The organism is Vibrio sp. 1731 (assembly GCF_033339955.1).
Lineage (GTDB): Bacteria > Pseudomonadota > Gammaproteobacteria > Enterobacterales > Vibrionaceae > Vibrio > Vibrio alginolyticus.
On sequence record NZ_JAWOVO010000044.1, the window covers coordinates 1 to 11,699 of the forward strand.

General features: G+C 45.5%; 10 protein-coding genes. 8 read left to right on the forward strand and 2 right to left on the reverse strand.

Features of this window, described 5'->3' with window-relative positions; translation table 11 throughout:
- Positions 1-696: 696 nt before the first annotated feature.
- Positions 697-1,824 carry a tRNA epoxyqueuosine(34) reductase QueG gene (gene queG, locus R7035_RS24475; protein WP_005381370.1) on the reverse strand — a complete coding sequence of 376 codons (1,128 nt, stop codon included), beginning with the start codon at positions 1,822-1,824 and terminating at the stop codon, positions 697-699.
- 276 nt (positions 1,825-2,100) lie between these two features.
- Between queG and tsaE the strand changes: the two genes are divergently transcribed.
- The 8 genes from tsaE (at position 2,101) to hflC (ending at position 11,248) form a co-directional block, all read left to right on the forward strand.
- Positions 2,101-2,565 (forward strand): tRNA (adenosine(37)-N6)-threonylcarbamoyltransferase complex ATPase subunit type 1 TsaE, encoded by a 465-nt coding sequence (tsaE, locus tag R7035_RS24480; protein ID WP_005381372.1) that lies wholly within the window; start codon positions 2,101-2,103, stop codon positions 2,563-2,565.
- Positions 2,559-4,268, forward strand: coding sequence for an N-acetylmuramoyl-L-alanine amidase (locus tag R7035_RS24485; RefSeq protein WP_005381374.1), 1,710 nt, complete (start codon positions 2,559-2,561; stop codon positions 4,266-4,268). Before tsaE ends, R7035_RS24485 begins: the two co-directional genes overlap by 7 nt.
- Positions 4,269-4,286: 18 nt before the next feature.
- Positions 4,287-6,299 carry a DNA mismatch repair endonuclease MutL gene (mutL, locus tag R7035_RS24490; protein ID WP_262652074.1) on the forward strand — a complete coding sequence of 671 codons (2,013 nt, stop codon included), beginning with the start codon at positions 4,287-4,289 and terminating at the stop codon, positions 6,297-6,299.
- Positions 6,296-7,228: a tRNA (adenosine(37)-N6)-dimethylallyltransferase MiaA gene (gene miaA / locus R7035_RS24495; protein WP_256901431.1), complete on the forward strand. Its 933-nt coding sequence runs from the start codon at positions 6,296-6,298 to the stop codon at positions 7,226-7,228. The genes mutL and miaA overlap by 4 nt, the downstream gene beginning before the upstream one ends.
- A gap of 194 nt (positions 7,229-7,422) precedes the next feature.
- The gene (gene hfq, locus R7035_RS24500) at positions 7,423-7,686 is read left to right on the forward strand and encodes an RNA chaperone Hfq (RefSeq protein ID WP_005381379.1); all 264 of its coding nucleotides are present in this window, start codon (positions 7,423-7,425) and stop codon (positions 7,684-7,686) included.
- 38 nt (positions 7,687-7,724) lie between these two features.
- Complete coding sequence (gene hflX, locus R7035_RS24505) at positions 7,725-9,014, forward strand: ribosome rescue GTPase HflX (RefSeq protein WP_005381380.1); 1,290 nt, start codon at positions 7,725-7,727, stop codon at positions 9,012-9,014.
- A 45-nt stretch (positions 9,015-9,059) separates the two neighbouring features.
- Positions 9,060-10,265 carry an FtsH protease activity modulator HflK gene (gene hflK / locus R7035_RS24510; protein WP_017633728.1) on the forward strand — a complete coding sequence of 402 codons (1,206 nt, stop codon included), beginning with the start codon at positions 9,060-9,062 and terminating at the stop codon, positions 10,263-10,265.
- A 2-nt stretch (positions 10,266-10,267) separates the two neighbouring features.
- Positions 10,268-11,248, forward strand: a complete 981-nt coding sequence (gene hflC, locus R7035_RS24515) for a protease modulator HflC (RefSeq protein WP_005381382.1) — start codon at positions 10,268-10,270, stop codon at positions 11,246-11,248.
- A 63-nt stretch (positions 11,249-11,311) separates the two neighbouring features.
- On the opposite strand, the gene R7035_RS24520 is transcribed toward hflC, so the two are convergent.
- The gene (locus R7035_RS24520; protein ID WP_170890889.1) at positions 11,312-11,497 is read right to left on the reverse strand and encodes a DUF2065 domain-containing protein; all 186 of its coding nucleotides are present in this window, start codon (positions 11,495-11,497) and stop codon (positions 11,312-11,314) included.
- Positions 11,498-11,699 lie beyond the last annotated feature (202 nt).

The window sequence follows — 11,699 nt, forward strand, 5'->3', positions numbered from 1 at the left end:
GCGGGGTGGAGCAGCTTGGTAGCTCGTCGGGCTCATAACCCGAAGGTCGTCGGTTCAAATCCGGCCCCCGCAACCAAATACAAGACGATAGATTGAGTACTTATTTAGTATACAATTGTTAAGTCGTCTACGGATGCGCCGCTTGATTCAACGCCTGCTTCTCGCAACCAATCACATCGCTCTTTTCATAATGCTGCGAAGCATGAATCCCCAAAAGCTAAACTTTTATCCGCATCATATGATGTCGGACGATTTCGTTTGTGTTTAAAACACGATATGAATCGGCTGACGTACAAGTATGATGAGGCTTCGCGTGTTTTATCTACTTTAATTAACAGAGTTATCCACATACGTCGTTCTGTGGATAAGTTGGTTGATAAAGTGTTTTTAGCTTGACTTTTTATGATGGGGAAGAAAGATCTTTTCTCTAAAGTGAAGTTGAAACAACAAAGAAATATCAATTAAATCTTTGTTATATAAAGAAAAAATAAGTTTTTTGTCGGATCGAGTACGTTAAAATACGATCATTAACTGGTATTTTTTTGATCCTAGTCATTTCTCCGAGCTGTGTTTAACTTTTTTCTGCTAGCTTGTTTTTCTTGAATCTCAAATTTTTTTCCACATTACAAAATTGAGAACAAGGTCATGAATTGAACATGCAAAAGTACTTTCAATCTCTTGCATATAGACTACGCTCTATGCGTCTCTCGGCAGTCCCTTCTCGACTATCCTTATTAAGCGTTGCTTTTTCGTCTCTATAGATGAATTACTCTCAGTGGGGAGTTGATTCAGTTGCTCTGTCAAAGCCCATTTAATGTGCTCATCAAGTAATTTATTTTCACCTTGCCGACTTTCCAGCGCATCTATGATTCGCTGACTATATTCTGCATTACCAAGTGCGACAGCGATGTTACGTAGCCACTGTATATGACCAATACGACGGATAGCGGAGCCTTCCATATTTTTTAGAAAAGTCGCTTCATCCCAGTTAAACATGTCGACGAGGTCAGGGTTTTTGAAACTGTCACGACGGTGGAAATCATCTTGCTCCGTTATGTCGGCGTAGCGGTTCCATGGGCAAACCAATTGACAGTCGTCACAACCATAAATGCGGTTACCCATTGGCTTTCGAAACTCTTCAGGAATCACGCCATCGAACTCGATGGTGAGATAAGAGATACAACGCCTGGCATCGACAACTTTGTCTTCAACGATGGCTTGTGTTGGGCATGATGTAATGCATGCTTTGCATTTACCGCACTGATCAACGCTTGGCTCATCTACGGGTAGTGGTAAGTCGATAAGTAGTTCACCTAAAAAGAACCACGATCCACAGTCTTGATCTAAAATCAGGGAATGTTTCCCGGTCCAACCTAAGCCCGCTTTTTGGGCGAGAGGTCGCTCTAATATTGGTGCGGAATCAACGAAAGGTCGGTAACCATATTGACCAACCTCTTGTTCAATAAGTTTGCCGAGCTTATTTAGCTGCTTTCTGACGAGCTTGTGATAATCGCGCCCTAGTGCGTAGCGGCTAATATAGGCATGACTTTTATTCGCGAGGTTCGAAGCGAATTGAGCCTCTGGTGGCAGATAGTCCATCCGGACGCTGATAACACGAACGGTTCCCGGGAGTAGCTCATGGGGTCTAGCACGCATCATACCGTGACGAGCCATCCAATCCATTGAGCCGTGATAGCCTGCATCAAGCCATTTTTGTAGTGCTGCTTCATGTTCACTCAGATCAACGTCGCAGATCCCAACTTTTTGGAAGCCGAGTTCTTTTCCCCAAACTTTGATTTGTTGTGCGAGTTGTTCGTAGTTCATGTTAACCACCGGAATAAAGGGGGGCGGATCTTAACGGATCTCTGGCTTTGGTGCTACCCAGTTAGGTACGTTTTTGATGTTGTGAATACTGCTTATTGAAGTCATTTGCATATATTCTAAATCTAGGTCGATACTAAGATGATTAAGATACCGTTTATTGGATACTTTTTTCGCACATATGACATTTGAAAGCTTGTCTCTCAAAACCAACACGGTTTACTATTCCTGTTCTTTTGATTTTTATATAGTCAACGATCATTAGTTAGAGAAGCATCAATGAGCACGAAACAATTCAATTTAAAAGATGAGCATGAAACGGTTGCACTAGGCACCGCTTTGGCTCAGCTTTGTTCCCAGCAAACCACAATTTATCTGCATGGTGATTTGGGTGCAGGTAAAACAACCTTTAGTCGTGGTTTTGTCCGTGCTCTTGGTCATCAAGGTAACGTGAAAAGTCCAACTTATACTCTAGTCGAACCGTACCAGTTGGATCAGTGGCAAGTATATCACTTCGACCTTTATCGTCTTGCGGATCCTGAAGAGCTTGAGTTTATGGGGATTCGAGACTATTTCACAGACGATGCGATTTGCTTGGTTGAATGGCCTGAAAAAGGGCATGGCTTACTGCCACAACCGGATCTTGATGTAAACATTCGCTACCAAGGTGAGCAACGTGTAGCCGAACTAACAGCTAATAATGATTATGGTGTGCAGTTACTCAGTCGATTGGAGCTATGTTGAGTTTTTCAAATTTTAGAGTAGTGGCGACGTTTGTCGCCACTTTTCTCCTTCTCATCCCCAATTTAGCATTTGCTAACGTCGTTAAGAGTTTTCGAGTTTGGCCTTCACCTGATGAAACGCGTGTTGTCATCGATTTAGGCTCGGAAGCTGACTATTCCTATTTCTCTTTATCAGGGCCGGATCGCCTTGTCGTGGATTTAAAAAGCACGACGATGCAGGCCAAACTGCCTGTTACTGTTACGGATAGCCCTGTTTTAAAACTGGTACGAAAAAGCTCGCCTCCAGAGAAGGGCACTTATCGTTTGGTGTTTGAACTAAAAAAGAGCGTTCAAGCGGAATTATTTAAATTAAGCCCAACACCAGGTGGGCAGTATGGTCACCGCTTGGTGATTGATTTACCGCACGGTAAGAAGGCATCGACCTCTAAACCGAGTAAGCCAGCGGCGGCCAGCAAAGACATGAGTTCAGTTCAACGAGCTCAAGAAGTGTTAATTGTTATCGACCCTGGTCACGGTGGGGAAGACCCTGGCTCTATTGGCCCTTCACGTCGTAAGTACGAGAAAGATGCGGTATTGAGTATCTCAAGAAAAATTGCTGCTCAGCTCGATGCGACTCCTGGTATTAAAACGCGCATGACTCGTACGGGAGATTATTTTGTAAACTTAAACCGTCGTGTCGCGATTGCTCGTGAAAATGATGCGCACTTGCTGATTTCCATTCACGCAGATGCGTTTACTTCACCGAAGCCTCGCGGTGGATCGGTCTTCGTACTAAATACTCGTCGTGCAAATACCGAAATTGCTCGTTGGGTCGAGAACCATGAGAAACAGTCTGAGTTATTGGGCGGCTCGGGTAATGCGTTCTTCACGAAGACAAAAGATCGTAACGTGAACCAAACTTTGTTGGACTTGCAGTTTAGTCATTCACAAAAAGAAGGCTATAAGCTGGCAACAGAAATCCTAGGTGAGATGGGACGTGTTGCGCACCTGCATAACACCAAACCGATCAACACCAGCCTTGCGGTTTTGCGCTCTCCACAGATTCCGTCTGTGCTAGTGGAAACGGGCTTTATTTCTAACCCAACAGAAGAGCGTTTACTGTTTCAACGAGCGCACCAAGATAAGTTAGCTCAGGCTATCACTAAGGCGGTCGTCAAGTACTTAAAAGATAACCCACCAGAGGGTACGGTGTTCTCGCCTTCAGCGAAGCCAATGGTACATATTGTAAAGCGTGGCGAGTCATTATCGGTGATCGCGAACAAATATGGGCTTAGCTCTAAAGCGCTGATGTCGGCAAACAACTTGAAGTCGACAGGCTTGGCAATTGGTCAGAAGCTCAACATTCCTTCTGCTGGTACGATTAAAGTGCCAAGTAAACCGATTACTGTTGAGACAGAAACCATTACGCACAAGGTTAAGTCTGGTGAGTTCTTAGGTAAGATTGCGAATCACTATAAAGTGAAGGTTTCAGATATCCGCCGAGAGAATAACTTGAAGTCAGATACCTTGTGGGTAGGGCAAAAGTTGAAGATAACGGTCGCGGTAAAAGATAAACCGATTCGTAAGCACAAGGTTTCTCGGGGTGAGTTCCTTGGCAAAATAGCGTCCAAATACGGCGTTAGCGTATCGAGCATTCGTAAAGCGAATAACTTACGCTCTGATCAGCTAGCGGTTGGGCAAGTCCTGATCATTCCAAACAAGTAGGTGAGCTTCTAACTCATTATGACGATTAAAATTTTGCCAGCCAGACTTGCAAACCAAATCGCCGCAGGGGAAGTGGTCGAAAGACCTGCTTCTGTGATTAAAGAGCTGGTTGAAAATAGTCTTGATTCTGGCGCAACTCGAATCGATATCGATATCGAGAAAGGAGGCGCAAAGCTGATTCGTGTTCGTGATAACGGAAAAGGTATCGCGAAAGATGAACTCGGCTTAGCGCTCAGTCGTCATGCGACATCTAAGATACATACCTTAGATGATCTCGAAGCCATTATGAGTCTAGGTTTTCGCGGTGAAGCGTTAGCCAGTATTAGCTCAGTCTCGCGTTTGACGCTCACGTCGCGTCCTGCGGCACAAGAAGAAGCCTGGAGTGCCTACTCCGAAGGGCGTGATATGCAGGTGAAGCTTAAGCCAGCAGCGCACCCGATTGGCACGACTGTTGAGGTGTTGGACTTATTTTTTAATACTCCAGCGCGTCGCAAGTTTCTTCGTACGGAGAAAACCGAATTTGCTCATATTGATGAGTTATTGAAACGTATTGCGTTAAGTCGCTTTGATGTCACCATCAATGTGCGTCATAACGGCAAGATCATCCGTCAATATCGCGCGGCGAAAAATCAGCTTCAAACCGAAAAGCGTATTGCTGCTGTCTGCGGTAATGCGTTTGTGCGGCATATGCTCAGAATCGAGCTTGAGCATCAAGGGTTAAAGCTACATGGGTGGATTACCACGCCAGAGGGAGCAAGGCAGCAAAGCGATTTACAATATTGCTATGTGAATGGCCGAATGATGCGTGACAAATTAATCAATCACGCGATTCGTCAAAGCTATGAAATGAGCTTAAAGCCAGATCAGTTCGCTGCGTATGTGCTCTTTATTGAGCTAGATCCGCACCAAGTAGATGTGAATGTTCACCCTGCTAAGCATGAAGTGCGTTTCCACCAAGCTCGTTTGGTGCATGATTTCATCTATCAAGCTTTGACGGATGCACTTTCACAAAGCGCCGTGATTGATAAACCACAGGTGAATGAATCGGCATTTCATCGCGTGGAACCGACTGAGTCCGAAGAGATTGAACATTCGCCAGAGCCTGAAAAAGTACAAGAGCCAGCATCTTCACCAGTACCAGAGCGGGTTTATCAAGCGATAGATAGTATACCGGCTTATCCTGGACGCAGTGATTATGAAGTGAAGCCTCGTAATAGCGGTCCTAGTGAAACCTCCGTGCGAGAGGCGCGCGTAGTGGAGTCATTCAAACGTAATGATTGGGTGGAATCCAAACCTGCACCAAAGCCAAGTCACAGTAAAGAGCGCCACGTAGAACCAGCGCCAACTAAACAAGAAGTACGCGCTTATCACGAGCTGTTGAAAACGCCAGAGTTTGAGGCTCAGGCAGTCACTCCAATAGCGCCCCAAACGATAACTTCGCACACATCAATGCCATCGATTACTGCATTAGGCAAAGCGCTGATGGTGGTCGATGAACAATTTGTTTTGATGAGCAGTGACAGTGGGGCGGCGTTAGTCTCGTTACCTAGAGCAGAATTTTATCGTGTAAAAGGCCAGCTTTCTCCAAGCGATGGTGCACTCAAGGCACAACCTCTGCTTGTTCCTCTATCTATTAAGTTAGAGGCCGAATTAGTGAGACTGGCCCAAGATTATCAACAAGATTTGGCATTGCTTGGTATTCAATTGAAAGCGAGAAACGAGCACGCCTTAATGGTGATGGGCGTCCCAGCTCCGCTGCGTCAACAAAACTTACAAAATTTAGTACCAGATCTGTTATCTTACGCGCAATCTTGTGTGAACGAAGGTATAGCAGCGGCTCAGATGCTGTCTGAGTTGATAGATTGGCTCGCATTACAGGTCACGACAGTGAAGAGTCACTATACTTTTTCTGAAGCCATTCAAATTATTGCGGAACTTGAACAGCTAAGACATGGTCAATTGCCATTAGAAGATACAAAATTCGTATCCGCTGTTGATTTCTCTGCCACGATAGCCAAATTAAAACCATGACAGATAAACTACCTTTGGCGCTATTTTTAATGGGGCCAACTGCATCAGGCAAAACTGAGCTGGCGATTCGTCTTCGTCAAAAATTTCCGGTTGAGATCATCAGTGTTGATTCTGCTTTGATCTACAAAGGGATGGATATCGGTACGGCGAAACCGGATGAAAAAGAGTTAAGTTTGGCGCCTCATCGCTTGATAGATATTTTGGATCCAAGTGAATCTTACTCTGCCGCCGACTTTCGTCGAGATGCATTGAAAGCGATGAATGATATTGTTGCAGAAGGAAAAATTCCACTTCTTGTGGGTGGAACAATGCTGTATTACAAGGCGTTACTTGAAGGTTTATCACCACTTCCTGCTGCAAATCCTGAAATTCGTCAGCAAATTGAACAAGAGGCATTGACTAAAGGTTGGTCAGTGTTGCACGATGAACTCAAAGAGGTTGATCCTGTGTCAGCCGCGAGAATCCATCCCAATGATCCCCAACGTTTATCTCGGGCATTGGAAGTTTTTCGCATTTCAGGTAAAACTTTGACTGAATTGACTCAAACGAAAGGTGAAAGCCTACCATACCGAGTCAAGCAGTTTGCAATAGCTCCCAAGGATAGGGCAGAACTTCACCGTCGGATTGAACTCCGTTTCGAGAAGATGATGGAAGCGGGCTTTGAAGAAGAAATGAAAGCGTTATATTCGCGAAAAGATCTTCACCCCGATCTTCCTTCCATACGATGCGTCGGTTACCGACAGATGTGGGAGTATTTAGATGGGGAGTGTACACGTGACGAAGCGGTATTTCGTGGCGTATGCGCGACTCGTCAATTGGCCAAGCGTCAAATCACCTGGTTACGCAGCTGGGATGATTTAACTTGGTTGGATAGCGAGAACATTGAACAGGCATTAGAAACGATGTCGGAAGCAATAGCATCTGATTGACATAGCTGTGTATAATGTGATCGTTTTTGCGTGAACGCACTCTCAAAGGATCTGTTGTTGGCGGTTTTTATACTATGCTGCTAATTACTTAGAGTGCATTTTTGATTCGTTTAGCTCAGATGCAAAAGCCGTATCTTTTGCATTGCACCACTAGCTAAATAATTACAACTACAAATTAAATAAGGAAAATAAAAATGGCTAAGGGGCAATCTCTACAAGACCCATTTCTAAACGCGCTACGTCGTGAGCGTATCCCGGTATCTATCTACCTTGTGAATGGTATTAAACTACAAGGTCAGATCGAATCATTCGATCAATTTGTGATCCTGCTGAAGAATACTGTTAACCAAATGGTGTACAAGCACGCGATCTCAACAGTTGTGCCGGCTCGTCCAGTGAGCCATCACAGCGGTGAACGTCCACAAGGTGAGCGTCCACAAGAGAAATCTGAAGATTAATTCTTCATCGAGTATTTTTAAAATAAGGAGTTGATTGCTTGTTTGACCGTTATGAATCCGGTGAGCGAGCCGTACTTGTTCATATCAACTTCACGCAAGAAGGTGAATGGGAAGATCTGGCTGAGTTCGAAATGCTGGTTTCTTCTGCTGGGGTAGAGGCGCTACAAGTGGTAACTGGTAGTCGTCAATCCCCACACCCGAAATACTATGTCGGAGAGGGTAAGGCCCAAGAGATTGCTACAGCGGTACAATCAACGGGTGCCGAAATTGTGATTTTTAATCACGCCCTCTCTCCTGCCCAAGAACGTAACCTCGAAGCACTGTGCCAATGTCGAGTTCTCGACCGCACTGGTCTTATTCTCGATATCTTTGCTCAACGAGCTCGAACACACGAAGGTAAGCTACAGGTAGAGCTGGCTCAACTTCGTCATATCTCTACTCGTTTGATTCGTGGTTGGACACACCTTGAAAGGCAGAAAGGTGGTATCGGTTTACGTGGCCCGGGTGAAACCCAGCTGGAAACCGACCGTCGCTTATTGCGTGACAGAATCAAAGCCATCCTGCGACGCTTAGACAAAGTAGCGAAGCAGCGTGAACAAGGGCGCCGCGCCCGAAATCGAGCTGAAATCCCAACGGTTTCACTTGTGGGTTACACCAACGCGGGTAAGTCGACACTCTTCAACCGTATTACAGAAGCTGGCGTGTACGCGGCTGATCAATTATTTGCTACTTTGGACCCGACTTTACGTAAGATAGAGTTAGCAGATGTTGGTCCTGCCATCTTGGCAGACACGGTTGGTTTTATTCGACATTTGCCACACGACTTGGTTGCGGCCTTCAAGGCAACCTTGCAGGAAACGCAAGAAGCTGACATTTTGTTACATGTTGTTGATGCCAGTGATGAGCGTTTTCGTGAGAATATTCAAGCTGTTCATGAAGTACTAGAAGAGATCGACGCGCATGAAGTGCCGACTCTGGTTGTCATGAACAAAATCGACAATCTAGATTCGCAGAAACCACGTATAGAACGAGACGAGGAAGGCGTACCTCGCGCAGTTTGGGTTTCAGCAATGGATGGGTTGGGCATTGATGTCCTGTTTGAGGCTCTGACGGAACGTCTGGCGTCACAAATGGTCGAGCATCAGTTGCGAATTCCTCCACAGTATCAAGGACGATTCCGTAGTACCTTCTTCCAAATGAAGTGTATTCAACGTGAGGAATATGACCAGGATGGTAACTTGTTGATCGATATTCGAATGCAGCAAGTAGATTGGTCTAGACTTGAAAAAAGAGAAGGGGCAGTTTTGACTGGCTTTATAGTCACTTAAAGGACTGCTACAGTATAACGTCATATCAAATGATGGAGCTTTCTAATGGCGTGGAATGAGCCTGGAAATAACAACGGCAACAATGGCCGCGATAATGACCCTTGGGGTAATAATAATCGTGGTGGCCAGCGTCCTGGTGGCCGAGATCAAGGTCCGCCAGATTTAGATGAAGTGTTCAACAAACTGAGTCAAAAGCTGGGCGGCAAGTTTGGTAAAAAAGGCGGCGGTGGTTCTCCAATCGGCGGCGGTGGTGGTAGTGCAATTGGCTTTGGCGTGATTGCTCTGATTGCTGTTGCAGTTTGGTTCTTCGCTGGTTTTTACACCATCGGTGAAGCAGAGCGTGGTGTTGTACTGCGTTTAGGTAAATACGATCGTATCGTAGACCCAGGTCTTAACTGGCGTCCTCGCTTTATTGATGAGTACGAAGCGGTAAACGTACAAGCGATTCGTTCACTACGTGCATCTGGTCTAATGCTGACCAAAGATGAAAACGTTGTAACAGTTGCGATGGATGTTCAGTACCGAGTGACTGACCCATACAAATACTTGTACCGTGTAACCAATGCAGACGACAGCTTGCGTCAAGCAACGGATTCTGCACTACGTGCAGTAATTGGTGACTCATTGATGGATAGCATTCTAACCAGTGGTCGTCAGCAAATTCGTCAAACTACGCAAGAAACACTGAACCAAATCATTGATAGCTATGATATGGGTCTGGTACTTGTTGATGTGAACTTCCAGTCTGCTCGTCCACCAGAGCAAGTGAAAGATGCGTTTGATGATGCAATCGCAGCACGTGAGGATGAAGAGCGTTTCATTCGTGAAGCTGAAGCATACAAGAACGAAATCTTGCCTAAGGCAACGGGTCGTGCAGAGCGTTTGAAGAAAGAAGCACAAGGTTACAATGAGCGTGTCACTAACGAGGCTCTTGGTCAGGTAGCACAGTTCGAAAAACTACTACCAGAATACCAAGCAGCGCCTGGTGTAACGCGTGATCGTCTGTACATTGACGCAATGGAAGAGGTGTACTCAAGCACTTCGAAAGTGTTGATTGACTCGGAATCAAGCGGCAATCTTCTTTACCTTCCAATCGATAAGTTGGCGGGACAAGAGGGCAAAGCAGATACCAAACGTAAATCGAAGTCATCTTCAACTTATGATCAAATTCAACTTGAGTCTGATCGTACACAAGAAGACACTTCGAACACGCAGTCTCGTTCAACAGGTTCACGTCAAGGGAGATACTAAGAATGCGTAAGTTAATGATCCCTGTACTGGTAATCGCACTGGCATTAATGTTGATGTCTTTGTTTGTGATTCCTGAAGGTGAGCGCGGTATCGTGGTTCGATTTGGTCGTGTCTTGAAAGACAACAACGACATCACTCGAATTTACGAGCCTGGTCTGCATTTCAAGATGCCTTTGTTTGACCGTGTGAAACAACTTGATGCACGTATCCAAACAATGGATGGCCGTGCAGACCGTTTCGTAACGTCTGAGAAAAAAGACGTTATCATTGATACCTACGTGAAGTGGCGTATTGAAGATTTTGGTCGCTACTACCTCGCGACTGGAGGTGGTAACTCGCTAACGGCAGAGGCACTACTTGAGCGTAAAGTGACGGACGTGCTTCGTTCTGAAATCGGTGCTCGTGAAATCAAACAGATCGTATCTGGTCCACGTAACGATGATGTGCTACCAGAAGACGCAAGTGCCGATGTTGTCGCAACTGAAGCGGCTCGTGAGGCGCTTGAGATTGATGGTGAACGCGACCTAATCATGTCTGAAGTATTGAAAGACACGCGCGAAAGCGCAATGAAAGACTTGGGTGTTCGTGTCGTTGATTTCCGAATGAAGAAAATCAACCTGCCTGATGAAATCAGTGAGTCTATCTACCGTCGTATGCGTGCGGAGCGTGAGTCTGTTGCTCGTAAGCACCGTTCTCAAGGTCGTGAAAAGGCGGAAGTTATTCGTGCTCAAGCAGAACTAGAAGTAGCAACTATTCTAGCTGAAGCTGATAAAACTGCGCGTGTGACACGAGGTGAAGCGGATGCTGAAGCTGCGAAGATTTATGCTGAAGCGTACAACAAAGACCCTGAGTTCTTTAGCTTCCTACGCTCGCTACGTGCGTATGAGAAGTCCTTCAGCTCTAAGAGCGATATTCTGGTGCTTGATCCGAAGAGTGAGTTCTTCCAATACATGAACCAGTCGAAGGGCAGCATGGAGAAATAATCTCCGCGTCTCATTGAAATAAAAGGCTCCTTAGGGAGCCTTTTTTGTATCTGATGCTAAGTGCTAGCTCATCATGATGGCGATGACGGATCCAGCAACTACTAGGCAGCCACCGATGCGTCGTAGCTGATGGTTGGGTTGTTCACTTAATTGAGCCACCATATTCCGCCAACCGTTAGGAGCAATCAGTGGCCCAATGCCTTCCACGATCAAGACGAGCCCAATCGCCAACCATATGGATTCAGACATAGCGCTTTCCAGTCGAATAGAGAAAGCTAAATACTATCAGTGATATGCTGATTTCAAAATGAACAAAGTGGCAAGATGACATTCTGGTAGTAACTCTGTGAACAAAAAATGACTGCAAGAAGCGTGATTCGGTGCTAGAATCCATTTTTAACTAGCAATCAGACTTGGAAAGATGGGAAATAACGTAGTCGTTCTAGGCACC